Annotated in this window: 21 protein-coding genes, 2 tRNA genes and 1 pseudogene; 15 read left to right on the top strand and 9 right to left on the bottom strand. The window is 69.1% G+C overall.

The genetic code is table 11. The features are described from left to right. From yidD to rpmH, 3 genes are read right to left on the bottom strand one after another with little or no spacing between them, the layout of a single operon-like run. On the bottom strand, positions 1–354 hold the full coding sequence (gene yidD / locus ACIQAC_RS09405; RefSeq protein WP_402188596.1) for a membrane protein insertion efficiency factor YidD: 354 nt from the start codon (positions 352–354) through the stop codon (positions 1–3). Further along, the gene (gene rnpA / locus ACIQAC_RS09410; protein ID WP_264932766.1) at positions 351–722 is read right to left on the bottom strand and encodes a ribonuclease P protein component; all 372 of its coding nucleotides are present in this window, start codon (positions 720–722) and stop codon (positions 351–353) included. Before rnpA ends, yidD begins: the two co-directional genes overlap by 4 nt. 21 nt (positions 723–743) lie before the next feature. Continuing rightward, on the bottom strand, positions 744–881 hold the full coding sequence (gene rpmH, locus ACIQAC_RS09415) for a 50S ribosomal protein L34 (RefSeq protein WP_003975051.1): 138 nt from the start codon (positions 879–881) through the stop codon (positions 744–746). A gap of 426 nt (positions 882–1,307) precedes the next feature. Between rpmH and dnaA the strand changes: the two genes are divergently transcribed. From dnaA to ACIQAC_RS09460, 9 genes are all read left to right on the top strand, one after another. After that, entirely contained in the window at positions 1,308–3,344 is a 2,037-nt protein-coding gene (dnaA, locus tag ACIQAC_RS09420) for a chromosomal replication initiator protein DnaA (protein WP_402188598.1), read from the top strand. Between the two features lie 1,189 nt (positions 3,345–4,533). Further along, positions 4,534–5,664 (top strand): DNA polymerase III subunit beta, encoded by a 1,131-nt coding sequence (gene dnaN, locus ACIQAC_RS09425; RefSeq protein ID WP_402189282.1) that lies wholly within the window; start codon positions 4,534–4,536, stop codon positions 5,662–5,664. A 231-nt stretch (positions 5,665–5,895) separates the two neighbouring features. Beyond that, positions 5,896–6,771, top strand: a complete 876-nt coding sequence (gnd, locus tag ACIQAC_RS09430) for a phosphogluconate dehydrogenase (NAD(+)-dependent, decarboxylating) (RefSeq protein ID WP_402188600.1) — start codon at positions 5,896–5,898, stop codon at positions 6,769–6,771. A gap of 100 nt (positions 6,772–6,871) precedes the next feature. After that, positions 6,872–7,993 (top strand): DNA replication/repair protein RecF, encoded by a 1,122-nt coding sequence (gene recF, locus ACIQAC_RS09435; protein WP_402188602.1) that lies wholly within the window; start codon positions 6,872–6,874, stop codon positions 7,991–7,993. Further along, positions 7,990–8,514 (top strand): DUF721 domain-containing protein, encoded by a 525-nt coding sequence (locus tag ACIQAC_RS09440; protein ID WP_402188604.1) that lies wholly within the window; start codon positions 7,990–7,992, stop codon positions 8,512–8,514. Before recF ends, ACIQAC_RS09440 begins: the two co-directional genes overlap by 4 nt. A 583-nt stretch (positions 8,515–9,097) precedes the next feature. Next, entirely contained in the window at positions 9,098–11,182 is a 2,085-nt protein-coding gene (gene gyrB, locus ACIQAC_RS09445; RefSeq protein ID WP_402188606.1) for a DNA topoisomerase (ATP-hydrolyzing) subunit B, read from the top strand. Between the two features lie 41 nt (positions 11,183–11,223). Further along, the gene (gene gyrA, locus ACIQAC_RS09450; protein ID WP_402188608.1) at positions 11,224–13,815 is read left to right on the top strand and encodes a DNA gyrase subunit A; all 2,592 of its coding nucleotides are present in this window, start codon (positions 11,224–11,226) and stop codon (positions 13,813–13,815) included. 33 nt (positions 13,816–13,848) lie between these two features. Continuing rightward, the gene (locus ACIQAC_RS09455) at positions 13,849–14,646 is read left to right on the top strand and encodes a DUF3566 domain-containing protein (protein ID WP_402188610.1); all 798 of its coding nucleotides are present in this window, start codon (positions 13,849–13,851) and stop codon (positions 14,644–14,646) included. A 168-nt stretch (positions 14,647–14,814) separates the two neighbouring features. Continuing rightward, positions 14,815–14,891 (top strand) — tRNA-Ile (locus tag ACIQAC_RS09460). 80 nt (positions 14,892–14,971) lie between these two features. On the opposite strand, the pseudogene ACIQAC_RS09465 reads toward ACIQAC_RS09460, so the two are convergent. Beyond that, positions 14,972–16,505: pseudogene (locus tag ACIQAC_RS09465) on the bottom strand (MFS transporter). A gap of 241 nt (positions 16,506–16,746) precedes the next feature. Here ACIQAC_RS09465 and ACIQAC_RS09470 point away from each other — a divergent pair. Beyond that, positions 16,747–17,490, top strand: coding sequence for a TetR/AcrR family transcriptional regulator (locus ACIQAC_RS09470; RefSeq protein ID WP_402188612.1), 744 nt, complete (start codon positions 16,747–16,749; stop codon positions 17,488–17,490). A 45-nt stretch (positions 17,491–17,535) separates the two neighbouring features. Here the strand turns inward: ACIQAC_RS09470 and ACIQAC_RS09475 are convergent, their stop codons facing one another. Then, a complete protein-coding gene (locus ACIQAC_RS09475) occupies positions 17,536–18,057 on the bottom strand; it encodes a DUF6344 domain-containing protein (RefSeq protein WP_402188614.1) in 522 nt (173 codons plus the stop codon). A 353-nt stretch (positions 18,058–18,410) separates the two neighbouring features. Between ACIQAC_RS09475 and ACIQAC_RS09480 the strand changes: the two genes are divergently transcribed. Together ACIQAC_RS09480 and ACIQAC_RS09485 are read left to right on the top strand one after the other, a co-directional pair. Then, on the top strand, positions 18,411–18,539 hold the full coding sequence (locus ACIQAC_RS09480) for a DLW-39 family protein (RefSeq protein WP_003999697.1): 129 nt from the start codon (positions 18,411–18,413) through the stop codon (positions 18,537–18,539). 313 nt (positions 18,540–18,852) lie between these two features. Continuing rightward, entirely contained in the window at positions 18,853–20,115 is a 1,263-nt protein-coding gene (locus ACIQAC_RS09485; RefSeq protein ID WP_402188616.1) for a hypothetical protein, read from the top strand. Positions 20,116–20,225: 110 nt separating this feature from the next. Here the strand turns inward: ACIQAC_RS09485 and ACIQAC_RS09490 are convergent, their stop codons facing one another. Both ACIQAC_RS09490 and ACIQAC_RS09495 read right to left on the bottom strand, forming a co-directional pair. Then, positions 20,226–21,767 (bottom strand): protein kinase, encoded by a 1,542-nt coding sequence (locus ACIQAC_RS09490; protein ID WP_402188618.1) that lies wholly within the window; start codon positions 21,765–21,767, stop codon positions 20,226–20,228. 151 nt (positions 21,768–21,918) lie between these two features. Continuing rightward, entirely contained in the window at positions 21,919–22,467 is a 549-nt protein-coding gene (locus ACIQAC_RS09495) for a helix-turn-helix domain-containing protein (protein ID WP_382682687.1), read from the bottom strand. 182 nt (positions 22,468–22,649) lie between these two features. Between ACIQAC_RS09495 and ACIQAC_RS09500 the strand changes: the two genes are divergently transcribed. Beyond that, a tRNA-Ala gene (locus ACIQAC_RS09500) sits at positions 22,650–22,722 on the top strand. A 495-nt stretch (positions 22,723–23,217) separates the two neighbouring features. On the opposite strand, the gene ACIQAC_RS09505 is transcribed toward ACIQAC_RS09500, so the two are convergent. Then, the gene (locus tag ACIQAC_RS09505) at positions 23,218–23,919 is read right to left on the bottom strand and encodes a DUF5324 family protein (protein ID WP_402188620.1); all 702 of its coding nucleotides are present in this window, start codon (positions 23,917–23,919) and stop codon (positions 23,218–23,220) included. A 362-nt stretch (positions 23,920–24,281) separates the two neighbouring features. On the opposite strand from ACIQAC_RS09505, the gene ACIQAC_RS09510 reads away from it, so the two are divergent. Both ACIQAC_RS09510 and ACIQAC_RS09515 read left to right on the top strand, forming a co-directional pair. Beyond that, entirely contained in the window at positions 24,282–24,815 is a 534-nt protein-coding gene (locus ACIQAC_RS09510) for a peptidylprolyl isomerase (RefSeq protein WP_402188622.1), read from the top strand. Positions 24,816–24,912: 97 nt separating this feature from the next. Continuing rightward, complete coding sequence (locus ACIQAC_RS09515; RefSeq protein WP_402188624.1) at positions 24,913–25,824, top strand: rhomboid family intramembrane serine protease; 912 nt, start codon at positions 24,913–24,915, stop codon at positions 25,822–25,824. Between the two features lie 285 nt (positions 25,825–26,109). Here the strand turns inward: ACIQAC_RS09515 and crgA are convergent, their stop codons facing one another. Continuing rightward, positions 26,110–26,364, bottom strand: coding sequence for a cell division protein CrgA (gene crgA / locus ACIQAC_RS09520; protein WP_402188626.1), 255 nt, complete (start codon positions 26,362–26,364; stop codon positions 26,110–26,112). Between the last annotated feature and the right edge of the window lie 139 nt (positions 26,365–26,503).

Consider the following 26,503-nt stretch of genomic DNA (forward strand, 5'->3'; position numbering starts at 1 on the left):
TCATGCTCCTTGGGCATGGGACGAGGTCTCTGCGGCCGGGCTCGAAGCAGAGGTCTCTTCGGTGGCCGGTTCGGCGGCGGAGATCCCGCCCTTGCGTGCGCGCAATGCGTTACGCAGCATCTCGTGCCACCTTGGACGCTTGCGCGGCGGGACATGGTCCACGCCACCGAGCGACCACGGATTGCACCGCAGAATGCGCCAGGCGGTCAGTGCCGTGCCCTTGACCGCACCGTGCCGGTCTATGGCCGTGTAGCCGTAGTGGGAACACGACGGGTAGTACTTGCACACCGGCCCGAGCAGCGGGCTGATGGTCCACTGGTACAGCTTGATCAGTGCCAGCAGCGGGTACTTCATCGCGCGCCCCCTCCCAGCAGCCGCTGTAGAGCGGCGTCCAGGTCTTGGGCCAGCTGTGCATGGTCGGCGTCACCCGCTCCGGGCAGCGCTCGTACCACTACCAGGCTACCGGGGGGCAACAGGGCAACCCGATCGCGCATGAGGTGACGCAGTCTGCGCTTGACCGTGTTGCGTACAACCGCACCTCCCACGGCCTTGCTCACGACGAAACCCGCACGCGTCGGAGGAGCGCTCTCCCCAGGCGCGTGCGGGTCCGTGGCACCGCTACGAAGGTGGACGACGAGAGTCGGGCGGCCTGCCCGACGACCCCGTCGTACCGCGGTCGCGAAGTCCTCGCGCCGCCTCAGCCGGTTCTCGGTGGGCAGCACGATGTCATGACCTGACCGGGATCAGGCGGACAGTCGGGCGCGACCCTTGCTACGGCGGGTCGCGAGAATCGCGCGGCCGGCACGGGTACGCATACGCAGCCGGAAACCGTGGGTCTTCGCGCGACGACGGTTGTTCGGCTGGAAGGTGCGCTTGCTCACTCGGGGGCTCCAGAAGAAAATCGGGGTTTTCGGGTGCCGTCCTGGCTGTCACCGTGCGCCCACGAGAAGCTCGCGTCACGCCCGAGTGCACCGCTTTCCGATCACCTGACGCGATCTGTGCCCATCGGAGGCAGGCGGCAGCAGCCATCGACAACTCGACCTGGTTACGGTACGCGCGGCTACGCCATCCGGTCAAACCAGCGGTCACCGGGAGACACTATCCACAGCCTGGGGACAACAACTTGAACCGTACCGGTCGCCCTGACTACCGTGGCTGGACTCCGATTCGTTCCCTTATCCCCGCACGAGCGGGATTGCTCCCGCCGGCCCAGCCGGTTTTACTCCCCACCCCTCCACGAACCACACGTTCGTGGGACCCATGAGAGAGCGTGCCCTGTGGCTGACGTACCTGCCGATCTTGCCGCAGTGTGGCCACGAGTACTCGATCAACTTCTGGGTGAGGGGCGTGGACAGGGTGTCGAGAGCAAGGACGAGCACTGGATCCGTCGCTGCCAGCCCCTGGCGTTGGTCGCGGACACCGCCCTGCTCGCCGTACCGAACGAATTTGCGAAGGGCGTACTGGAGGGCCGTCTCGCGCCGATCGTGAGCGAGACGCTGAGCCGCGAGTGCGGCCGGCCGATCCGGATCGCGATCACCGTCGACGACTCCGCCAACGAACCGCCCTCGCCGCCGGCACCCCCGGCCCCGCCCCAGCAGCGCTACGAGGAGCCCGAGCTCCCGTCCGCTCCTTATGAGGGTCCTTCCTACGACGGCTCCCCGCGCGAAGGCTCCTCTTATGAGGGCACCTCCCGCGACGGACGCGACACGCGCGAACCCCGTGAGCCGCGCGAGTCCTACGACGGCGGCCCGCGCGAGGGCTCCTCCTACGACGGCTACGGCCGCCACCGCGCGGAGCCGCGTCCCGGCCCCGGCGACCAGCTGCCCACGGCCCGCCCGGCCTACCCCTCGGAGTACCAGCGCCCCGAGCCCGGCGCCTGGCCCCGCCCGGCCGCCCAGGACGACTACGGCTGGCAGCAGCAGCGCCTCGGCTTCCCCGACCGCGACCCCTACGCGACACCGCCGTCGCAGGACTCGTACGGCTCCCCCTCCCACGACTCCTACGGCGGTCCCTCGCAGGACTACCGCTCGCAGGGCATGGACCGCCCGCCGTACGACCAGCGGGACCGCGGCGGGTACGACCGCGAGCGGCCCCCGTACGACCAGCAGCGCGCGGACTACGACCAGCAGCGGGGCGACTACGACTCTCCGCGCGGTGACTACGACCAGCGCGACGGCCGGCGTGAGCGCCCCGAGCCGGCGGGCGGTCCCGGGCACCACCGCGGACCCGGCGGCAACTCCCTGCCCTCCTCCAGCGGCGCGCCCGGCCCGCTGGCCGCGAAGCCCGCGCCGGCCGCCGGTCCCGGCGAGCCGACCGCGCGGCTGAACCCGAAGTACCTCTTCGACACGTTCGTCATCGGCGCCTCGAACCGTTTCGCGCACGCGGCCGCGGTGGCCGTCGCCGAGGCGCCCGCGAAGGCCTACAACCCCCTGTTCATCTACGGGGAGTCGGGTCTCGGCAAGACGCATCTGCTGCACGCGATCGGGCACTACGCGCGAAGCCTGTATCCCGGCACGCGCGTGCGGTACGTCAGCTCGGAGGAGTTCACCAACGAGTTCATCAACTCGATCCGCGACGGCAAGGGCGACAGCTTCCGCAAGCGGTACCGCGAGATGGACATCCTGCTCGTCGACGACATCCAGTTCCTGGCGGACAAGGAGTCGACGCAGGAGGAGTTCTTCCACACCTTCAACACGCTCCACAACGCCAACAAGCAGATCGTGCTCTCCTCCGACCGGCCGCCCCGGCAGCTCGTCACGCTGGAGGACCGGCTGCGGAACCGTTTCGAGTGGGGCCTGACCACCGACGTCCAACCGCCCGAGCTGGAGACGCGGATCGCGATCCTGCGCAAGAAGGCGGTCCAGGAGCAGCTCAACGCCCCGCCGGAGGTACTGGAGTTCATCGCCTCGCGGATCTCGCGGAACATCCGTGAGCTGGAGGGCGCGCTGATCCGCGTGACGGCGTTCGCGTCGCTCAACCGGCAGCCGGTCGATCTCGGTCTGACGGAGATCGTCCTCAAGGACCTGATCCCCGGCGGCGAGGACTCGGCGCCCGAGATCACGTCCACGGCCATCATGAGCGCCACCGCCGACTACTTCGGGCTCACGGTGGAGGACCTGTGCGGCACCTCGCGCGGGCGCGCGCTGGTGACCGCCCGGCAGATCGCGATGTACCTCTGCCGCGAGCTGACGGATCTGTCGCTGCCGAAGATCGGCGCGTTGTTCGGCGGCCGCGACCACACGACGGTGATGCACGCGGACCGCAAGATCCGCAATCTGATGGCCGAGCGGCGCTCGATCTACAACCAGGTCACCGAGCTCACCAACCGCATCAAGAACGGCTGACCCGCCCACCGGGGCTCTCCGCTGGCCCCGGCCTGCCGTAGGCCCCGGCCCACTGCAAGCCCCCGGCCCTCCGCACACCGCGGCTTCCTGCACACCACGGGAAGCCGCGGCACCGGGGGCGACGCCGCTGCGCTGTCACACCGCGGCCCTGCCGCATCGCCGCGCCGACGGCGCATCGCCGCGCCGACGGCGCATCGCCGCGCCGACGAAGCATCACGCGGCCGGCCACAACCCCCCGCGGCACACCGCCGCCGACCCCCACCGCCGACCCCCGCCGCGGCACTCCACCGCGCTCTCACGCGCCCCCTCCGCGCAGCCCCGCCGCCTCCCGCACAGCCGTCAAACGCCTCCAAGGGCGCCCCGCGACGAGATTCGCCGGGGTGCCCTTCGTCGTTGTGCGGCCAGGCGGTGTTCGAATCCGGGCCGGGTTACGGCCACTCTCCACAGATTCGGTGACTTTCTGCCGTCCACATGCTGGGGACCGCCGAGTTGTCCAGATCTCTTCCACAGCCCCGGCCGGTGAAAAGGCGTCAGGCCAGGTCAGGTGGTTGTGGATTCGTGGACAAACGATCTCCACAGACTGTGGACGAAGCGCTGATCCACAAGCTGTGTACGGAGTTGTCCACTGACAACCCACAGGCCGGGGCCGGTTGTCCCCAGCGAACGGCCGCTTCTCCACACCTCTGTCCACTGTTCGGCAACACGACGCGCCCGGTCACCGGGTCGAGTGAAAGGCGTCACACAAAGGTGCCGGGTTGGCCTGTGGGAAAGGCGGGTAAAGCTGGGGACGGCCCTGGGGAGAAGTCGCCTCATCCTGTGCACGGGATGTGCAGAACTTTCTGTTCTCCACAGCGAGGCCCGGTTGTCCACCGCCTCCACCCACAGGGTCGGTGGACAAAATTTCCGCCCTGAGCTGCGCAAACGGGGTTATCCACGGTATCCACAGGCCCTACTACTACTCCCAACTAGAGAGAGCTGGGAATCCGTTTCGAAGGGGGTCCTGTGCACAACTCGCCGTTCGTCGCCCGGCTGCCCCTCGTCACGACTTGACCCCGAGAGGCACCTACTGTCAGTGCCGTGCGTCAGACTGTTCCCCGGTGTCCTTCCCCTCACCGGGACCGACGACACCGAGACAGACGACGAAGCCAGGCAGGGCGAGAAGCGCCGGCAACAGCAGGAGGCGGCAACAGTGAAGATCCGGGTGGAACGCGACGTACTCGCGGAGGCCGTGGCCTGGGCGGCACGCAGCCTCCCGGCCCGCCCGCCGGCGCCTGTCCTCGCCGGCCTGCTGCTGAAGGCCGAGGAAGGCCAGCTGAGCCTGTCCAGCTTCGACTACGAGGTCTCCGCGCGGGTGTCCGTCGACGCCGAGATCGAGGAGGAGGGCACCGTCCTGGTCTCGGGCCGGCTGCTCGCCGACATCTGCCGCGCGCTGCCGAACCGGCCGGTGGAGATCTCCACAGACGGTGTACGGGCGACGGTGGTCTGCGGCTCCTCGCGCTTCACCCTGCACACCCTCCCTGTGGAGGAGTACCCGTCGCTGCCGCAGATGCCGACCGCGACCGGCACCGTCCCCGGTGAGGTCTTCGCCTCGGCCGCCGCCCAGGTCGCCATCGCCGCGGGCCGTGACGACACGCTGCCCGTGCTCACCGGTGTGCGTATCGAGATCGAGGGCGACCGGGTCACCCTGGCCTCCACCGACCGCTACCGGTTCGCCGTCCGCGAGTTCCTGTGGAAGCCGGAGAACCCGGAGGCGTCCGCGGTCGCCCTGGTGCCCGCCAAGACGCTCCTGGACACCGCCAAGGCCCTCACGAGCGGCGACAGCGTGATCCTGGCGCTGTCCGGCTCGGGCGCGGGCGAGGGCCTGATCGGCTTCGAGGGCGCGGGCCGTCGGACCACGACCCGCCTCCTGGAGGGCGACCTCCCGAAGTACCGCTCGCTGTTCCCGACGGAGTTCAACTCCGTGGCCGTGATCGAGACGCCGCCGTTCGTCGAGGCCGTCAAGCGTGTGGCGCTGGTCGCCGAGCGCAACACCCCGGTGCGGCTGAGCTTCGAGCAGGGTGTGCTCATCCTGGAGGCCGGTTCCAGCGACGACGCACAGGCTGTGGAAAGGGTCGACGCGCAGCTGGAGGGCGACGACGTCTCGATCGCCTTCAACCCGACGTTCCTGCTGGACGGGCTGAGCGCCATCGACTCGCCGGTCGCCCAGCTGTCGTTCACGACGTCCACCAAGCCGGCGCTGCTGAGCGGCAAGCCGGCCTTGGACGCCGAGGCGGACGAGGCCTACAAGTACCTGATCATGCCGGTGCGGTTGAGCGGCTGAGCAACTGCATCGACCCGGCGTCGACGACGGCTGGGGGTGTGGGGGTCGTCCCCCACAAGATCGCAGTATGCCGGTGCGGCTGAGCGGCCTCAGCGGCGCCAAAGAGAACGTCGCAGGTCGGGGCATACGTTTGAGCGGGTATGCCCACAGATGTGGATGAGCGTCCGGGTTTAGGCTCGGACACGGGTACGGAAGTGCCCTCATGCCACGTCGCAACCTAAGGAACAACTGATGGAGCTCGGTCTCGTCGGCCTCGGCAAGATGGGCGGCAACATGCGCGAGCGGATCCGCCGCGCAGGCCACACCGTCGTCGGATACGACCGCAACCCGGACCTCGCCGACGTCCACAGCCTCGAAGAGCTTGTGGACAGCCTCAAGGGCCCGCGCGTCGTGTGGGTGATGGTCCCCGCCGGTGCCGCCACCCAGTCCACCGTCGACCGGCTGGCCGAGCTGCTGGAGCCCGGCGACGTCGTCGTGGACGGCGGCAACTCCCGCTGGACGGACGACGAGAGGCACGCCGACGAGCTGGCGGCCAAGGGCATCGGCTTCGTCGACTGCGGTGTCTCCGGCGGCGTCTGGGGCCTGGAGAACGGCTATGCGCTGATGTACGGCGGCGACAAGGAGAACGTCGCCAAGGTGGAGCCGGTCTTCGAGGCGCTCAAGCCGAAGGGCGACGCGGGCGCGGTGCACGCCGGCCGGGTCGGCGCGGGCCACTTCGCGAAGATGGTCCACAACGGCATCGAGTACGCCATGATGCAGGCCTACGCCGAGGGCTGGGAGCTCCTGGAGAAGGTCGACTCCGTGACCGACGTCCGGGAGGTCTTCCGCTCCTGGCAGGAGGGCACGGTGATCCGGTCCTGGCTGCTGGACCTCGCGGTCAACGCCCTCGACGAGGACGAGCACCTGGACAGGCTGCGCGGCTTCGCCCAGGACTCCGGCGAGGGCCGCTGGACCGTGGAGGCGGCCGTCGACCACGCGGTGCCGCTGCCCGCGATCACGGCCTCGCTGTTCGCGCGGTTCGCGTCCCGCCAGGACGACTCGCCGCAGATGAAGATGGTCGCCGCGCTGCGCAACCAGTTCGGCGGACACGCGGTCGAGACGAAGTAGCTGCGAACAGCCGGTCGTAGCTGCGACCAGCCAGTCGCAGAGAACTGATCCACAGGACCGTTCCGGCGGTCCACAGCCCGGGGGAGGTCGGCGCACCACCATGCACGTCACGCACCTGTCGCTCGCCGACTTCCGCTCGTACGCCCGGGTCGAGGTCCCGCTCGACCCGGGCGTCACCGCCTTCGTCGGCCCCAACGGACAGGGCAAGACCAATCTGGTGGAGGCCGTCGGCTATCTCGCCACGCTGGGCAGCCACCGTGTCGCCTCCGACGCCCCGCTGGTCCGCGTGGGCGCCGAGCGGGCGGTGGTCCGGGCGCAGGTCCGCCAGGGCGAGCGGCAGCAGCTGGTCGAACTGGAGATCAACCCCGGCCGCGCCAACCGCGCCCGCATCAACCGGTCCTCGCAGGTCAGACCCCGTGACGTACTGGGGATCGTACGGACCGTGCTGTTCGCGCCCGAGGATCTCGCCCTGGTGAAGGGCGACCCGGGTGAGCGGCGGCGGTTCCTGGACGAGCTGATCACCGCGCGCTCCCCGCGCATGGCCGGTGTCCGCTCCGACTACGACCGTGTCCTCAAGCAGCGCAACACGCTGCTGAAGTCGGCGGCGCTGGCGCGGCGGCACGGCGGCCGTTCCATGGACCTGTCGACGCTCGACGTGTGGGACCAGCATCTCGCCCAGGTGGGCGCCGAGTTGCTCGCTCAGCGCCTCGATCTGATCGCCGCGATCCAGCCGCTCGCGGACAAGGCCTACGAGCAACTGGCGCCCGGCGGCGGGCCGGTCGCCCTGGAGTACAAGCCGTCCGCGCCGGGTGAGGCGCACACGCGCGACGCCCTCTACGAGCAGCTGACCGCCGCGCTCGTGGAGGCACGCAAGCAGGAGATCGAACGGGGCGTCACCCTCGTAGGTCCCCATCGGGACGATCTGAATCTCAAACTCGGTGAGATGCCCGCCAAGGGGTACGCGTCGCACGGCGAGTCGTGGTCCTACGCGCTCGCCCTGCGGCTGGCCTCCTACGACCTGCTGCGCGCCGAGGGCAACGAGCCGGTGCTGATCCTCGACGACGTCTTCGCCGAGCTGGACACGCGGCGCCGTGAGCGGCTCGCCGAGCTGGTCGCGCCCGGCGAGCAGGTGCTGGTGACGGCCGCGGTGGACGACGACGTACCGCATGTGCTGGCCGGGGTGCGGTACAGCGTGAGCGACGGGACGGTGGAGCGCGTATGAGCGACGACGGAGCCGTGCCCGAGAAGACCTCCGGTGTCGACCTTGCGCGCGTGGCGCTGCGTGCGGCGAAAGAGGCGGCACGCGCGCGTGGGGACGCGGCCCAGCAGAAGAAGCAGGCGCGCCGCGGCGGACTGCGCTCCGGCGCGCGCGCCGACGGACGCGACCCGATGGCGCTGGGCTCGGCCATCAACCGGCTGATCACCGAGCGCGGCTGGGAGGCGCCGGCCGCGGTCGGCGGTGTGATGGGCCGCTGGCCGCAGATCGTCGGCGAGGACGTGGCCAAGCACTGCGAGCCCGAGCGGTACGACGAGGACGAGCGGGTCCTGGTCGTGCGCTGCGACTCCACGGCCTGGGCGACGAATCTGCGGCTGCTGGCGCCGACGCTGGTGGCGCGGCTCAACGAGGACCTGGGCCACGGCGCGGTCCGGCTGATCAAGGTGCAGGGCCCGAGCGGGCCGCCGCGGCGCTACGGGCCGCTGCGGGCGCCCGGGAGCACGGGGCCCGGCGACACCTACGGGTGAGTGTGTTCGGTCACGCTTGAGGGTGTTCGATCGCGCGGGGGTGGGCGAGGCCGGCCGACGTAAGCGGGCATCCGGCGCGAATCGGTCGGAGACGCTGCGCGCATCGGGCGCGGCTCCGGCGCGGACCGGGCGCTGATCGGGCCCGAAGTCAGCCCGGAGTCAGCTCCAAGTCCGTGAGAAGTGAGCGACTTCACACGGGCGGCACGTCGGTGACCCATGAGACCCCTGTTTTCCACAGGCTGTGGACCGATTGTCGTACCGGCGCGCCCTGAGACCGGACACAGTTGCGAATCACGACCTGACCCGGGAGTAGCAAAGGGTTGACATCTCGAAGCGCTGAGTGGCTCCGTGAGCCTCTTGGAGCCCCCATCCGTATATCGGGACCCGGAAGAGGATGGTTCAGGGCGGCACATGCGGACTCAGGTACCGGCAAACCCCCATCACTGTCGGCGCTACCGGTAGACTGGAAGACAATCCCGCCCCGTACGTGGGGACGTCCGGGAAAAGCTGAGCAACGCTGATCCAAGGCTTACCAACGCAACACGCCGCAGCCGCTCCGGCAACCCGCCGGCGAGCCTGGCTAGTGCTGTGCCAGAAAGGGCGCTTCGTGGCCGATTCCGGCAACCCCAACGAGAACATCCCGTCCACCGACGCCGGCGCGCACAACGCGACCAGCACCTCGAACGGCGAGGTCACCGCCTCGTACGACGCCAGCGCCATCACCGTCCTTGAGGGTCTGGACGCGGTCCGCAAGCGGCCGGGCATGTACATCGGCTCGACCGGTGAGCGCGGCCTGCACCACCTCGTGTACGAGGTCGTCGACAACTCGGTCGACGAGGCGCTGGCCGGCCACGCCGACACGATCGACGTGACGATCCTGGCCGACGGCGGCGTGCGCGTCATCGACAACGGCCGAGGCATCCCGGTGGGCATCGTCGCGTCCGAGGGCAAGCCGGCCCTGGAGGTCGTGCTGACCGTCCTCCACGCGGGCGGCAAGTTCGGCGGCGGCGGCTACGCGGTCTCCGGCGGTCTGCACGGCGTCGGCGTCTCCGTGGTGAACGCGCTGTCGGCGAAGGTCGCCGTGGAGGTGCGCACCGACGGCCACCGGTGGACGCAGGACTACAAGGTGGGCGTCCCCACGGCACCGCTCGCGAAGCACGAGGCCATCGAGGACACCGGCACGTCGGTCACCTTCTGGGCCGACCCGGACATCTTCGAGACCACCGAGTACTCCTTCGAGACGCTCTCGCGGCGCTTCCAGGAGATGGCGTTCCTCAACAAGGGTTTGACGATCAAACTCCGTGACGAGCGCGAGTCGGCGAAGGCGACCTCCGGGGCGGACGAGGCCGGCGCCGACGAGAAGGCCGAGCCCAAGGCCGTCACGTACCACTACGAGGGCGGCATCGTCGACTTCGTGAAGTACCTCAACTCCCGCAAGGGAGACGTGATCCACCCGACCATCATCGACCTCGAGGCCGAGGACAAGGACAAGAGCCTGTCCCTCGAGGTCGCGATGCAGTGGAACAGCGGTTACAGCGAGGGTGTGTACTCCTTCGCCAACATCATCCACACGCACGAGGGCGGTACGCACGAAGAGGGCTTCCGCGCGGCGCTCACCAACCTGATCAACAAGTACGCGCGCGACAAGAAGCTGCTGCGCGAGAAGGACGACAACCTCACGGGTGACGACATCCGCGAGGGTCTGACCGCGATCATCTCGGTCAAGCTGAGCGAGCCGCAGTTCGAGGGCCAGACCAAGACCAAGCTCGGCAACACCGAGGCCAAGACCTTCGTACAGAAGGCCGTCTACGAGCACCTCAACGACTGGCTGGACCGCAACCCGAACGAGGCCGCGGACATCGTCCGCAAGGGCATCCAGGCGGCCACCGCGCGCGTGGCGGCCCGCAAGGCGCGCGACCTCACCCGCCGCAAGGGCCTGCTGGAGAGCGCGTCCCTGCCGGGCAAGCTCTCCGACTGCCAGTCGAACGACCCCACCAAGTGCGAGATCTTCATCGTCGAGGGCGACTCCGCCGGCGGCTCGGCCAAGTCCGGCCGCGACCCGGAGTACCAGGCGATCCTCCCGATCCGCGGCAAGATCCTCAACGTCGAGAAGGCGCGGATCGACAAGATCCTCCAGAACCAGGAGATCCAGGCGCTGATCTCCGCCTTCGGCACCGGTGTGCACGAGGACTTCGACATCGCCAGGCTCCGCTATCACAAGATCATTCTGATGGCGGACGCCGACGTCGACGGCCAGCACATCAACACCCTGCTGCTGACCTTCCTGTTCCGCTTCATGCGGCCGCTGGTCGAGGCCGGCCACGTGTTCCTGTCCCGCCCGCCGCTCTACAAGATCAAGTGGGGCCGCGAGGACATCGAGTACGCCTACTCCGACCGCGAGCGCGACGCGCTGCTGGAGCTGGGCCGCAATCGCGGCAAGCGGATCCGCGAGGACTCGATCCAGCGCTTCAAGGGTCTCGGCGAGATGAACGCCGAGGAGCTGCGCATCACCACGATGGACCAGGAGCACCGCGTCCTCGGCCAGGTCACCCTCGACGACGCCGCCCAGGCCGACGAGCTGTTCTCGGTCCTGATGGGCGAGGACGTCGAGGCCCGCCGCCAGTTCATCCAGCGCAACGCCAAGGACGTCCGCTTCCTCGACATCTGAGTCGGTCTCAGCTGACCGCACCAGGAAGGATCTTCACCAGCATGGCCGACGAGAACACTCCAGTCACGCCCGAGGCAGAGGGCCAGACCCTGCGTGTCGAGCCCGTCGGGCTCGAGACGGAGATGCAGCGCTCCTACCTCGACTACGCGATGTCCGTCATCGTCTCGCGCGCGCTGCCGGACGTCCGGGACGGCCTCAAGCCCGTCCACCGGCGTGTCCTGTACGCGATGTACGACGGCGGCTACCGCCCCGAGCGCGGCTTCTACAAGTGCGCCCGCGTGGTCGGCGACGTCATGGGCAACTACCACCCCCACGGCGACTCCTCGATCTACGACGCCCTGGTGCGCCTCGCCCAGCCGTGGGCGATGCGGATGCCGCTCGTCGACTCCAACGGCAACTTCGGCTCGCCGGGCAACGACCCGGCGGCGGCCATGCGCTACACCGAGTGCAAGATGGCGCCGCTGTCCATGGAGATGGTCCGCGACATCGACGAGGAGACCGTCGACTTCACGGACAACTACGACGGCCGCTCCCAGGAGCCGACCGTCCTGCCCGCCCGCTTCCCGAACCTGCTGATCAACGGCTCGGCGGGCATCGCGGTCGGCATGGCGACCAACATCCCCTCGCACAACCTGCGCGAGGTCGCGTCCGGCGCCCAGTGGTACCTGGAGAACCCGGAGGCCTCGCACGAGGAGCTGCTCGACGCCCTCATCGAGCGCATCAAGGGCCCCGACTTCCCGACCGGCGCCCTGGTCGTCGGCCGCAAGGGCATCGAGGAGGCGTACCGCACCGGGCGCGGCTCCATCACCATGCGCGCGGTCGTCGAGGTCGAGGAGATCCAGAACCGCCAGTGCCTGGTGGTCACGGAGCTGCCGTACCAGACCAACCCCGACAACCTCGCGCAGAAGATCGCCGACCTGGTGAAGGACGGCAAGATCGGTGGCATCGCCGACGTCCGTGACGAGACGTCCTCGCGCACCGGCCAGCGACTCGTCATCGTGCTCAAGAGGGACGCGGTCGCCAAGGTCGTACTGAACAACCTCTACAAGCACACGGACCTCCAGACGAACTTCGGCGCCAACATGCTGGCGCTCGTCGACGGTGTCCCGCGCACCCTGTCCCTGGACGCGTTCATCCGGCACTGGGTGACGCACCAGATCGAGGTCATCGTCCGGCGTACGCGCTTCCGGCTGCGCAAGGCCGAGGAGCGGGCGCACATCCTGCGCGGCCTGCTGAAGGCCCTGGACGCCATCGACGACGTCATCGCCCTCATCCGGGCCAGCGACACCGTGGAGATCGCGCGTACGGGCCTGATGGACCTCCTGGAGATCGACGAGATCCAGGCCAACGCGATCCTGGAGATGCAGCTGCGCCGACTGGCCGCCCTGGAGCGCCAGAAGATCGTCCAGGAGCACGACGAACTCCAGGCGAAGATCACGGAGTACAACGCGATCCTGGCCTCGCCGGTCCGCCAGCGCGGCATCGTCAGCGAGGAACTCGCGGCGATCGTCGAGAAGTTCGGCGAGGAGCGCAAGACCACGCTGGTGCCCTACGACGGTGACATGTCCATCGAGGACCTGATCGCCGAGGAGGACATCGTGGTGACCGTCTCGCGCGGTGGCTACGTCAAGCGGACCAAGACCGTCGACTACCGCGCCCAGAAGCGCGGCGGCAAGGGCGTGCGCGGTACGAAGCTCAAGGAAGACGACATCGTCGACCACTTCTTCGTGTCCACCACCCACCACTGGCTGCTGTTCTTCACGAACAAGGGCCGGGTGTACCGCGCGAAGGCGTACGAGCTTCCGGACGCCGGCCGCGACGCGCGCGGGCAGCATGTCGCCAACCTGCTGGCCTTCCAGCCGGACGAGGCGATCGCCGAGATCCTCGCGATCCGCGACTACGACGCGGCGCCCTATCTGGTGCTGGCCACCAAGGGTGGTCTGGTCAAGAAGACATCTCTGAAGGATTACGACTCGCCGCGCTCGGGCGGTGTCATCGCGATCAATCTGCGTGAGCAGGAGGACGGATCCGATGACGAACTAATCGGAGCGGAACTCGTTTCGTCCGATGACGATCTGCTGCTGATCAGCAAGAAGGCACAGTCGATCAGGTTCACGGCGACCGACGAGTCGCTGCGCCCGATGGGCCGTGCGACCTCGGGTGTCAAGGGCATGAGTTTCCGCGAGGGCGACCAGCTGCTCTCGATGAATGTTGTTCGACCCGGTACGTTCGTGTTCACTGCCACGGACGGCGGGTACGCGAAGCGGACCCCCGTCGACGAGTACCGCGTCCAGGGCCGTGGCGGCCTGGGTATCAAGGCTGCCAAGATCGTGGAGGACCGCGGATCGCTCGTGGGCGCGCTGGTGGTCGAGGAGACCGACGAGATCCTCGCCATCACACTCTCGGGCGGTGTGATTCGTACGCGAGTCAACGAGGTCAGGGAGACGGGCCGTGACACCATGGGCGTCCAACTGATCAATCTGGGCAAGCGCGATGCCGTCGTCGGTATCGCTCGTAACGCCGAGGCGGGACGCGAGGCGGAGGAAGTCGAAGGCGCCGCGGCCGTCGACGAGTCCGACGAGGGTGCCGAGACCACCGGCACGGACGAGGGTGACGCGCCCTCGGCCGAGTAGGACACGAGCCGAGCAGGCACGAGGAGAGTCAGCGTGAGCGGAGCCACGGGCGCCGGATCGGCCGGTATCCCGGCCGGTAGTTCGACCGGTGCGGAGACGGACGGCGGCGGTCGTGGCTCCGCCGCGCGGATCACCGACCCGCATACGACCAACTTGCAGGCGATCAAGCCGGCCAAGGCCGAAGCAAAGGCGCCCGACACTCATGGATCCCAGGGGGGAACTGTGACGGAGACCCGAGGCTCGGGGACGCAGCAGTACGCGGCCGGAGCGGACTCGGCCACCTCGGCCGCCCAGCCCCAGCCGGCCGCCGGGGGGTCCTCGCAGGCGGCGCCTTCGCCGCTGCCGGGTGAGCGCCGTCCGCAGCAGAGCGAGACGCCGTACCACCCGCCGCAGGCCTACCAGACCCCGGCGCCCGGCAGCGCGGTGCGCCGGCCGCGCACCGGGGCGCGCACCACCCCGCGTGTGCGCAAGGCACGGCTGCGGGTGGCCAAGGCCGACCCGTGGTCGGTGATGAAGGTCAGCTTCCTGCTGTCCATCGCGCTCGGCATCTGCACGATCGTCGCGTCCGCGGTGCTGTGGATGGTCATGGACGCGATGGGGGTCTTCTCCACGGTGGGCGGCACGATCTCGGAGGCGACCGGCTCGAACGAGTCGAACGGCTTCGACCTCCAGTCCTTCCTCTCGCTCCCGAACGTCCTGCTCTTCACGACGATCATTGCGGTCATCGACGTCGTCCTCGCGACGGCGCTGGCGACGCTGGGAGCGTTCATCTACAACCTGTCCGCCGGCTTCGTCGGCGGCGTGGAGCTGACGCTCGCCGAGGACGAGTGAGCGACGGCTCCACGGGACCGGCCCGCCGCACCTGAGTGGCGGGCTGTTCTGCGGCGGCGGGGATTCAAACCTCCGCCGAAGCCCCGCTGACTATCGATTTTGGGACTGCCGCGGTCGTGCGCTAATCTTCAGGGGTCAGCGCGCGGGACATACACCGCAGAGCGCGGCGGGGCTATAGCTCAGTTGGTTAGAGCGCATCCCTGATAAGGATGAGGCCACAGGTTCAAATCCTGTTAGCCCCACCAGTGTGAAAACCCCTCAACCGGTTCTGGTTGAGGGGTTTTCGCTGTTTCCGGCCGGTCGGCCGGGCGGGTCGTGGGTGGTGTTACGCCGTGAGTTGGGGTTCCTTGGTGTGTGGGGGTGTCGGCTCCGGCTTGGGGGTGCGCATGACCAGGGTGGCCAGGAGTGCTGCTGACAGGACGCCGAGGGCGCTGACCGTGAACGTGGTGGACATCGCCGTACTGAAGGCTTCGCGGGCTGTGTGGACGAGGGCGCTGTCGTCCGTGGCCAGGGCGCCGGCGATGGAGGACCTGGCGGCCTCGGGGGCGTCGGCGGGCATGCCGTTGGTGTAGCCGCTGGTGAGCAGGGAGCCGAGGATGGCGATGCCGAGGGCGGTGCCGGCCTGCTGGATGGTGTCGTTGAGGGCCGAGCCGACGCCCGCCTTGTCGGCCGGGATGGTGCCCATCAGGGCGGCGATCGCGGCCGGCATGGCGAGGCCCGCGCCGAGTCCGAGGAGGCCGAGGCCGATCGCCGGGACCGTGAAGCCGCTGTCCGCGGTGACCGTGGTCAGGAGGGCGAAGGAGGCGACCATCACCAGCATGCCGATCAGGATCACGTAGCGGTTGCCGATGCTCGCCGCGAGCTTGACGCCGCCGCCGTTGCCGGCGAGGGCCGCTATGGCCAGGGGCAGGAAGGCGAGGCCGGCCTCGATGGCGGAGTAGCCGAGCACGAACTGTAGGTACTGCGTCAGGACCAGCAGCAGACCGCCGTTGCCGATCTGCACCAGCGCCAGGGAGAGCGAACCCCCGCTGAAGTTGCGGTGCTTGAAGAGGACCATCGGCACCATCGGCGACGCCGTGACGTTCTCCCAGACCACAAAGCCGCCCAGCGCGACGACCGCCACGGTCACACTGACCAGCGAGCGGCCCTCGAACGCCCCGTGCTTCGGGATCTCGATGATCCACCAGATCAGCGCGGTCATCCCGACAGCCGACAGCACCGCGCCCAGCGGATCCGGCTTCTGCCACGGCGCCCGGGACTCCGGCATCAGCAGCAGACCGGCCGTGATGGCGAGCGCGACGATCGGGACGTTGATGTAGAAGATCGACTCCCAGGAGAAGTGCTCGATCAGTACGCCACCGAGGACCGGGCTGCCGACCAGCCCCAGCATGGACACCGAGCCCCAGATCGCCATCGCCGTGCGGCGCTCCTCCTCGTCGAAGACCGTGATCAGGATCGACAGCGTCGACGGCATGATCAGCGCGCCGCCGACCCCCATCGCCACCCGCGCGGCGATGACCTCGCCGGGGTTGGTGCACAGGGTCGCCGCCATTGAGGCGGCCCCGAACAGCACCAGGCCGATCAGCATGATCCGGCGGCGCCCGAAAAGGGTCGCCGAGGCTGCCCGAGGTCAGCAGCAGACCGGCGAAGACCAGGATGTAGGAGTCGAGGATCCACTGGGTGTCCTGCGCGGAGGCGCCCAGGTCCGCCGTCATCGAGGGCACCGCGACGGTCAGTGCCATGCCGTCCACGGTCAGGACCAGCGTGCTCAGGCACAGCACGATCAGGATCCACCAGCGGCGGGGGTTCGGGGCGTTGGTGCTGGTGTCCTGAGTGGTCACAGGGTCCAGGGGGGCCATGACGGGTCCTTCCGATACCGGGTTCCAGGCGGTGCGTACAGTGTTCCGCCCGATGCGTACACCGTTCCTTGCGATGCGCACACTGTACGCATCGCGGAACAGTGTGCGCAAGGGGTGATGTGTGTACGCTGGATGCGAACGTTGTACGCAGTGCGCCGTACGCAGGGAAGTGTCCGGGATCCGGATACGTGCCCGGGAGTCAGAGAAGTGCCCACGGATGTCGCAGGGAGGAGCCCTCACCATGGCCCCAAGGACCAAGCCGGACCCGAGTCCGATCCCGTCGGTGTGGGCCCGCCCGCAGAAGCCGGCCGACCAGCCCGCCCTCAACCGTGACGCGATCGTCCGCGAGGCCATCGCCATGCTGGACGCGGACGGTGTCGAAGCGCTGAGTATGCGGAAGCTGGGGGCTCGCCTCAATGCGGGAGCGACGTCGCTCTACCGGCATGTGGCGACCAAGGACGAGCTGATGGAGCTCGCCGTCGACGAGGTCGCCGCGGAGATCCACGTACCGCCGGCCGGTCGTCCCGACTGGCGCGCGGATGTTACCGAGGCCGCCGCGTCGTTCCGCGCGGTGGCCCTGCGGCACCGCTGGCTGTCCTCGGTGCTCGGGCAGGCGGGACTCGCCTACCTGGGTCCCAACCTCATGTCCTTCAACGAGCGGCTCGCCGCCCTTTTCGCGGCCGCCGGATTCGCCGAGCCGAGCCGCGCCATCGACTGTGTGGTGTCGTACGTCATCGGAGTCAGCACCACCGAGGCGGCCTGGCTGACCACGGTCGCGCGGTCGGGGGAGACGGAGGCCGAGTTCGTGGCCCGGCTGATGCCCGCGGCCCAGGAAGTCGCCGCGCGGCACGTCCATCTCGCGGCGTCGTTCGAGCGGGAGGACATCACTGCCAAGGTGGCCGATCCGGTCGCGCTGCGGGAGGACAAGTTCGCCGACGGCATGGAGATCGTGCTCGACGGACTGTCGCTGCGGCTGTCCCGGTGACTGCCCAGGTGACTGTCGGGGTGGAGCAAGTGGGGGTGGGGCGGGTCAGTGCTGGGTCGAGGTGCTGAGCGTGGCGGTGTTGGCCGGGTTGGCCGCAGTGTCTTCACAGTGGTGGTCCGCCGTCGCCTTCGTCGCCTCGGTTGTCGCACTCGTCACTTCGGTCGTCACTTCGTTGATGGCGCCAGTCGTCACTCCGGTCGTCGCTTCGTTGATGGCGCCGGTCCTCGCGTCGGTCATGGCGTCCGTCGTGGCGTCCGTTGTGGCGTCAGCCGTGGCGTCGTCTGCGTCCGCGTCTACGGGCGGACGGTGGCGGCAGCTCGGTGTCTTGCCGTGGGCCTCCGCGCGGATGCGCTGTTTCATCGTGGGGGGCAGGGCCTTGGTGTGGGCCCAGGCCCACTGAGGCATCGCCGGCACCGTGGCCGGAGCCTCGCCGCCGGTGACGACCGTCGGCTCGCTCTGCGGGACGGCCGCGGCGGCCGACGTGGTGATGAGTCCGAGCGCCGTGCACAGCGCGAGGAAGGCGGTGATGAACGCGGTCCACAACTTCATGACCTTGATCCGGGCCATGGCCCCTCACTTTCCGGTTGGGCGATTTCAGGCTTGGGCGATTTGCGTACTTTCCTCATGATGTGTATGGCGGCCCGGAAGTGGGGGACCAACGCCCGCGGCGCGTCGATCGTCTGATGAACACCACACGGATGGGTGCAAGGGCCGCGAAATGGGGAGGAGGGGGCGGAAGCGCGGACATAGTGACCGTCCGTAGGGGTGTGATCACCCTGAGGTCGGAATATCATCATCCGCTTCTACTGCGGCTCCGGGGCCGGGAGTTGGGGGCCCCAGCAGGTCACCGATCGATATCGGTCGGTGTGTATAGTCGGGCGCCAGAGGTCCCCTACGTCAAGGAAAGACGAGGTCGCGCGGTGAAGAAGCTTCTCCTGGTCGCACTGGCCGCCATCGGCGGGCTCCTCGTGTACCGCCAGATCCAGGCGGATCGCGCCGAGCAGGATCTGTGGACGGAGGCGACTGACTCCGTGCCCACGGGTTCGTGAGCATCGAGATCCAGTTCTGACAGACCCCGGCCGCCCGCGCGGTCGGGGTTTTGCGTGTGCGGGGCCGCTCGGCGCGGCAGGATGACCCCGAAGCGGGGTCCGGGTCGCTACGGCGACGGTGCCGAGTGGTGACGAGGGGTGACGCGTGATACGGCGGCGGGGTACGGCGTGGACGGGCGCGGTGGCCGCGCTGTGGACGGCGACGGCGCTCCTGGGAATCCATCCGGCGTATGCCGAGTCCGCTTCTTCCGGTACCTATCCATCCTCCGGTACCTATCTATCCTCCGGTGCCTCCCTTTCTTCCGGTCGCTCCTTGTCGTCCACCGCCTCTGAGACTGCCTCGACTGCCTCGACCGCCTCCGACGACGGTTACGCCTTCGCCGAGGGCGCCCCGACCGTCGAGCCCGCGGATTCCACGACCGGCGCCGGCCGCCTGGAGCCCGGCGGCACGTACCGCAGCGCACTCCCCTCCGAGGGGAAGATCTACTTCCGCCTCGAACTCGACGCGACCTCCACCATCTACGTCTCCGTCACCGCGGTACCGCCCAGCGACACCGAGGTCGTCGCGGGCGACGGGATCCGGGTGTCCGTGGAGGACACCGACGGCGGCTCCTGCTCCTACGACACGGAGACCATCGGCGCCCCGCGCAGCCCGCACCCGATCGTCGCCTGGGGCGAGCGCGAGATCTCGCCGGAGGGCTCCCGCTGCGAGGGCGCCGGCACGCACTACGTCGTGGTCGAACGCGTCACCACGTCCACCTCCGCGCCGGACCCCTGGGACCTGGAGCTCGCCGCGGTCTCCGAACCGGGCCTCGAACAGGCGGGCGCGACCACCGCCCCCGAGACCTGGAACTCCTCCTCGCCGGAGCCGGTGACCGGCGAACCGGTCCGCCGCGCGGGCGGCGGTGGCTTCTCCTCGGCGACGGGCCTGGGCCAGGGCGTCTGGCAGGACGAGATCACACCGGGCCAGTCCCTCTTCTACGAGGTTCCGGTCGACTGGGGCCGACAGCTGTCCGCCACCGCCGAACTGGGCGGAACGGCCGAACAGACCGGCTATACGTCCGGCGCGCTGGACGTGACCCTGTACAACCCGGTGCGCGCGCCGGTCGAGGACGCCGGCGCGGGCTACGGCGGCCGGCAGACCTCCGCCGCGCTGCAACCCCTGCCGCCCGTCGCCTACGACAACCGCCATGCCGTCGCCGACCGGGTGAGCGGGATGCGGTTCGCCGGGTCGTACTACCTCGTCGTCCACCTCTCCACCCAGGTCGCCGACCGGCTCGGCGAGGGGCCCTTCGGGCTGACCCTGCGGGTGGGACTGAAGGGCGCGGCACAGGCTGGGCCCGGATACACGGGGAAGCCGGTCCCCGCCGACGTCTTCGAGCCCGATGCCGTGGACCTCGGGGAGGACGGCGGCAACGGGGCTTCGGCGGCCGACAGCGCCTCCGGTGGCGCGGCCGGGGACGACAACACCGCGATGACCGCGCTCGCGGTTGGCGGGATCGGCGTGGGGACGGCGCTCCTCGCCTGGCTGGGCGTGTGGACGGCGGCGGGGCGTCGGCGGGGGTCGGCTGTCTGAGGAGGGGCGCTGTCTGAGGGGGCAGCTGTCTGAGGAAGGGCGCTGTCTGAGGGGAGGGGGCGGTCGGTGCTCACCTGCTTCTCAGTCCTCGGCGACCGGCTTCCCGACCTTCAGATGCGTGTCAGCGCCCAGAAGCCCACGGCGTAGCAGGCCAGGGCCAGCAGCAGCACCGGGATCGCCACTTTCGCGGGCGGCCCGGAACGGCTCTTTCGACGGCGGTCGGCCCGGTGCCGTGGAACTGCCTGCGCCGGAGAGGGAACCTGTGGGTCCTGAGCGGTGTACGAAGCAGTAGAGGCTGTGGCCGCTTCGGCACGCGGACGGGGGGACAGGGCATGCGTGAACTCGTAGGGCTGGGGATGCGGCTGAGCCTGCGCGTGTGGATGCGGGTGGGGCTGACGCTCGTGGTCCTGCTGCCGGGGCCGGTGGCCCGGCTGAGGGGGCGTGTGCGGGGGAGCCGGCTCCTGCGTCTGCGGCCGGCCCCCGGAGGAGGTGAACCGGGGCGGTGGGAGATGGAAGCTCCCCGTGTCCGACATGCTGACCGGCGCGGACGACTGCTGCCCCGCAGACGACTGCCCCGCAGACTGCTGCCCCGCGGACGGCCGCCCCGGAACCGGCTGTGCCCCCGACGGCAGCCGGGGATCCACCGACACGGAACCGGTGCCGGGCCACACCCCGGACGAGCCGCCCGTGCGGGAGGAGGACCGGGAGTCCGTACGGCCTTCCTGTCCCGTCTCCTCCCCGGCGCCCTCCGGCGCGACCCCGGAGGCGGGCTTCAGAGGCCCCGTGGGCCCGAATCCCGTCGGCAGCGGCCCGAGTTGGTCGAACACCTCGACCTGCTCGTCGTCGGGCCCGGGCGCCGGCAGGAGCTCCGCGGCGGCGGCCAGCGCCTTGCGCGCCCCGACGGCCGTACGGAAGCGGGTCTCGGGGTCCGGTTGGAGCAGTGCCGCCACGACCTGCCAGAGCGGCTCGGGAACGCCTGTGGGCGCGCTGGGAGTTCCGTGCGCGACGAAGTACTGAAGGAGGGCCTTGGCGTCCGGCTTGGCGCCCTCCAGGAGATACAGCGCGACCAGGCCCACGGCGAACAGGTCGGCGGGGAAGTCCGGTTCGGCGCCCAGCATCTGCTCGGGCGCGAGATAGCCGGGTGTGCCCACCACGAGGTTGGTCTCGGTCAGCCGGGGCTCGCCGAAGCGCATGGCGATGCCGAAGTCGGACAGCCGCAGGCGCGGGCGGGCGGTGCCGGTGGCTTCGAGCAGGATGTTGGCGGGTTTGATGTCGCGGTGCACCACACCTTCCGCGTGCACGGCGGCGAGCCCGGAAAGGAGCTGGTCGAGCAGCGTGCAGACGAACGGTGCCGGCAGGGGCCCGTAGTCCCCGACGAGATGGACGAGGGAACCGCCCGCCACCAGGTCCATGGTGAACAGGACCTTGTCGTCGTCGGCGGCCCAGCTGGCCGGCGCGAGCACATGCGGGTGGTCGATGCGCAGCGCCTGCTCGCGGACGAAGCGCAGCAGAGAGTGGGCGTCGCTCTGCTGGAGGACCTTGGCGGCCACATACCGGCGGCGGCGGTGGTCCCACGCGCGCCAGACGGCACCGACCCCTCCGCGTCCGATCGGGTCGACCAGTTCGTACCGTGCGGCGAAGACCTCACCCATGGCTGTGCGCTGCTCCTCCCCCTGGGACGACCCCCCTTGTTATCCCCATCGCTTCCCCCGGGGGAAGCGATATGACGCCTCTCCTGTCTTCTCCAGCCCTTTCCTGCCATGTTCCGGTCGCCGCACCCCCGTTCGGCGACCGGACGACGGGTCAGTTCTGGTGGGACTGGTAGTGCGCGACGGCGTCCGAGGTGCGGCCGGCGCCGTAGACGCGGAGGAACTCGGCGAGTTCCGGATGGCTGGGGGCGAGGGTGTCCGCGGCGTCGATGATGTCGCCGGCGGCGGCGACCGAGCGCAGCAGGGACTGGATCTCGCGGACCACGCGCTTGACCGTTGGTGCCCCCGAACTACTCGTCGTCTGTGTGGTGTTGCTGAGCACCGAGCCCCCCTGAGACTTCTTGATCTCGTCCATGCGCTCGGTGGCTTCCGCCGCGCTCACGCTGCCGTCTGCCACCTGACCGGCCAGTTCCTGCAATAGCTGCACTCGCTGGACCACGGCCGGATTGCCGATCTTCGCCCGCTGACCGCTCATCAGCTGGGACAGCATCGGTGCGGACAGCCCCAGCACCCCCGCGAGACGAGCCTGGTTGAGACCAAGATCGTCGATGAGCTTACGGAAGAGCGCCCCCAAAGGCTCCCCGTACCAGTTCCGCTGCAGTTCCCGCGCTCTTGCGGTGGCTTCCTGCTGTGCGGCGTCCATTGCGTCTCCCCATCGCCTTCCCCAAAACGGCGGTTCGCTGTCGCGAACCACGTCGAGCATCTTACGGAGAGTGGTCGCCTGCCGGGACCCCCCAATCTTTTTGCGAGAAACCGGGGGCGACCCGGTACTCTGGTCTCCGGCGCCTGTCGGTGTGGTTGATCCGGCGCGGACGCCTCTCTTCCGGGGCCTTAGCTCAGTTGGTAGAGCGCTGTCTTTGCATGGCAGATGTCAGGGGTTCGACTCCCCTAGGCTCCACACTTCCGGCCGGTTCGGACGCCCGCTGCGGCGTCCGGCCGGTCCTTTTTGTGCCCCCGGACGACCACCCCGGGTATGCCCGTGCGGCCCCTTCGGCCACCCCTTCCGGCGGTGGTCTGCGTCACCTTTCACCCCACCTTGTGCGCCGCCCCGAGGGCGTTTCGGGCACCCCCAGAACCGTTGCATTCATTTGCGCAAACATGTGCTGAGAGTGGCCGGCGGGATGCCGTGCGCCGGACGGCCGGGGCGGGTGGGATGCCGGTCGCCGGGCGGGAGCCATGTGTGACCTGGTCGGTGAGTGATCGCGTAGCCGCGAAGGAGCGCAGCGTTACCAAGTCTGTACGGAACCTGCACAGCCAGGGCGTTGCAAACGTCATCGCCGTCATGCTCGGCAATCATGGCTCCGGCAGTGTTCCACGTGAAACATCGCGGCGGGGCAAGAGACGTCCAAGTCTCTTGCCCCGCCGCGATGTTGGGCCTCTGGTGAGCCCGGGTTCAGTTGCCCTTGTCGCGCTTGGCCGCTTCCTCCTCGGCCTCCTTCGCCTGGACCTCGGGGTCGAGCGCGGACTGGCCGCTGCCGTCGACGGAGGTGAGGTGGCCGTGCTCGGGCACCTCGGTGGCGGCCGGCGGTTCCACCAGCCAGTCGGGGTTGGCCTGCTTGTCCCACCACTTCCAGGCGGCGAAAGCCCCGCCCGCCAGCACACCCGCGATCGCCAGCACCTTCACGGCGCGGCCGGCCCTGGCCCGGCGTTCGTGCTTGCGGACCAGCTTCTGGATGTCCTTGGCCGTCACCTGGCCCCGCAGGGCGGCGATGGCCGCCGCACCTCGGGTGGCGGCCTCGTCCTTGACGGGAGCGGCGGCGGCCACGGCCTGTTCGATCCGCGGCTTGGAGTAATCGGCGGCCTGCCGGGCGGCGACCCGGGCCCGGAGGGCCGTTTCGTGCGCGGCGTAGTCGACCTTGGGCGGTACGTGGGTACGTGCTTGTTCCAAGCGTGGGGCGAGATGCGACTCGTACTGGACGCGGGCCTGCTCGGCGGCCTGCGACATCTTGGGCGCGAGCCGTACGCGTGCCTCGTGTGCGTAGTGGGTGGCCCTGTCCTTGGCCGTGTCGGCGTAGGGCGCCACCACTTCCGCGGCGTGCAGCACGCTGTCCTTCGCCGAGCCGGTCGCGGCGCGCACGCTGTCGATGCGGGTCACTGGATCCTCCTCGTCGGTGGCGTACGGTATTTCGACTTTCCGCCCTTTTACGGATCATGCCCGTTGGGGGGCCACGAGGCATGCGAGGGCGGGCATCCGGGTCATGGGTCCGGGCTCCGGACCGTCTGTTGATCAAGCCGATCGGCTGTCGATCAAGTGCAATAGCGGATGAATACAGGGCAACAGGAGCTTGTCGTCGACAATGCCACGGATCCCCGCGGAGCGCGCCCGTCCTGGGAGTGCCGGACCGGTTTTTCGCAAGTGACGCGCCGGTGGAAGGGGTCGGAAACGGGCGACGGGCGACGTACGGCGCGGTCCGTGCGAGGATCGGGGAGTCACAGGAAGACAACGGAAGGCAGATCGTGGCCGAGCAGCTTTACGCCACCCTGAAGACCAACCACGGCGACATCGAGATCCGGCTCTTCCCGGACCATGCGCCGCAGACGGTCAAGAACTTTGTCGAACTCGCCACGGGCGAGCGCGAGTGGACCCACCCCGCCACGGGTGAGAAGTCCAAGAACAAGCTCTACGACGGCACGGTCTTCCACCGGGTGATCGACGGATTCATGATCCAGGGCGGTGACCCGCTGGGGAACGGGACCGGCGGTCCCGGCTACGAGTTCGGGGACGAGTTCCACCCCGACCTTCAGTTCAACAAGCCGTACCTGCTGGCCATGGCCAACGCCGGTCCGGGCACCAACGGCTCGCAGTTCTTCCTCACCGTCTCGCCGACGGCCTGGCTGAACCGCAAGCACACCATCTTCGGTGAGGTCTCCAGCGCGGCCAGCCAGAAGATCGTGGACGAGATCGCGACCACGAAGACCAACCCGCGTACCGACCGCCCCGTCAACGACGTGGTCATCGAGTCCGTGGTGATCGAGTCCCGCCAGGTCTGAGGCCGTTTCGGCCCCTCCCACAGGGAACCAAAAGCCCCGCTCATCCGTAATGATGGGCGGGGCGTTGTGTTCCCGACGACGAGTGAGGGGGAACCCCATGGACCAGGCGCCGGGCAGCCCGCAGGGCCCGGGGGAGCAGTCCCCCCAGCCCGCACAGAGCCTGCCTGTCTGCTACCGGCATCCGGGCCGGGAGACGGGCGTGCGCTGCACCCGCTGCGACCGCCCGATCTGCCCCGAGTGCATGGTCAGTGCCTCCGTCGGTTTCCAGTGCCCCGAGTGTGTGCGCGGCGGTTCCGGCACCGGGCACGCGCCGAGCGCCTCCCAGCCCCGCACGATCGCGGGCGGCACCGTCGCGTCCGACCCCCGGCTGATCACCAAGATCCTGCTCGCGATCAACGTCGCGGTGTTCATCCTGGTCCAGGTCCGGCCTTCGGTGCTGGACAGCCTGGTGCTGGTCGGCCAGTGGCCGCCGGCGCCGTGGCCGACGACCGAGGGGGTCGCGGACGGCGAGTGGTATCGCCTGGTGACCTCGATGTTCGCGCACGAGGCGATCTGGCACATCGCGTTCAACATGCTGAGCCTGTGGTGGCTCGGCGGCCCGTTGGAGGCGGCCCTCGGCCGGGTCCGCTACTTCACGCTGTACATGGTGTCCGGACTGGCGGGCAGCGCCCTCACCTATCTGCTGGCCTCACCCAGCTCGGCGTCGCTGGGCGCCTCCGGCGCGATCTTCGGCCTGTTCGGTGCGACGGCCGTGCTGATGCGCCGGCTCAACTACGACATGCGGCCGGTACTCGCCCTGCTGGCGATCAACCTGATCTTCACCTTCAGCCCGGGGTTCAACATCGCCTGGCAGGCCCACATAGGAGGCCTGGTCGCCGGTGTGGTCGTCGGCTACGCGATGGTCAACGCCCCACGTGAGCGCCGGGCCCTGGTGCAGTACGGGACCTGTGCCGCGGTGCTGGTTGTCGTGATCGGCATCACACTCTTGAGGACCCTCCAGCTCACCTGAGCGGCTCTTGTCCACAGCGTGTGCCGGATCTTGTGCATAGTGTGCGGGAACAACTGTGCCCCCTGTAGCTGACCTGTGTTTCCGCAGGTCAGGCAGGGGGCGAACAGTTTTGCGAGCGATGGTGTGACGGTCGTACCGGCGTCAACCCGCCAGAGGTTATCCACAGATCTTCGTCTTTTCCCCAGGTGGGATGTGGAAATTCCGCAGGGGCTGTGGATAACTCAGCGGATAGCCCTGGGCAGAGCTGTGTTCACCGCCCAGCGGCCCGGACTTCGCGTCCGAGCCCTACTTCCACTGGGTCGAGACGCCGAATCCCGCGGCGATGAAGCCGAAGCCGACCACGATGTTCCAGTTGTCCAACCCGTCGATCGGGAGGGAACCGTCGGTGACGTAGAAGACGACGATCCATGCCAGGCCGACGAGGAACATCGCCAGCATGACGGGTGCGACCCATGCGCGATTGGTCAGCTTGATCGTCGTCGCCTGCTTCGACGGCGGCGGCGTGTAGTCAGCCTTCTTGCGGATACGTGACTTCGGCACGAGGGTCTCTCCTGTCGATGCGCTGCGTGGCCGCGCAGGGAACTCGGGTCGGGCTCGGGGCAGCGTACAAGGGGACACTGAGTGCTCCCCCGGGCGTCCGTTAGCGTAGTGCTTCCGCGGCGCCGAAGGAGATAAGGGT

It is taken from the genome of Streptomyces sp. NPDC088387 (genome assembly GCF_044753385.1).
Classification (GTDB): domain Bacteria; phylum Actinomycetota; class Actinomycetes; order Streptomycetales; family Streptomycetaceae; genus Streptomyces.

Bases quoted from the DNA above. Each gene is read 5' to 3' on its own strand.
- yidD (WP_402188596.1), bottom strand. From the start codon at position 354: ATGAAGTACCCGCTGCTGGCACTGATCAAGCTGTACCAGTGGACCATC.
- ACIQAC_RS09515 (WP_402188624.1), top strand. From the start codon at position 24,913: ATGGACCAGGCGCCGGGCAGCCCGCAGGGCCCGGGGGAGCAGTCCCCC.
- ACIQAC_RS09490 (WP_402188618.1), bottom strand. From the start codon at position 21,767: ATGGGTGAGGTCTTCGCCGCACGGTACGAACTGGTCGACCCGATCGGA.
- ACIQAC_RS09475 (WP_402188614.1), bottom strand. From the start codon at position 18,057: ATGGCCCGGATCAAGGTCATGAAGTTGTGGACCGCGTTCATCACCGCC.
- recF (WP_402188602.1), top strand. From the start codon at position 6,872: ATGCACGTCACGCACCTGTCGCTCGCCGACTTCCGCTCGTACGCCCGG.
- ACIQAC_RS09470 (WP_402188612.1), top strand. From the start codon at position 16,747: ATGGCCCCAAGGACCAAGCCGGACCCGAGTCCGATCCCGTCGGTGTGG.
- gyrA (WP_402188608.1), top strand. From the start codon at position 11,224: ATGGCCGACGAGAACACTCCAGTCACGCCCGAGGCAGAGGGCCAGACC.
- ACIQAC_RS09495 (WP_382682687.1), bottom strand. From the start codon at position 22,467: ATGGACGCCGCACAGCAGGAAGCCACCGCAAGAGCGCGGGAACTGCAG.
- gnd (WP_402188600.1), top strand. From the start codon at position 5,896: ATGGAGCTCGGTCTCGTCGGCCTCGGCAAGATGGGCGGCAACATGCGC.
- ACIQAC_RS09440 (WP_402188604.1), top strand. From the start codon at position 7,990: ATGAGCGACGACGGAGCCGTGCCCGAGAAGACCTCCGGTGTCGACCTT.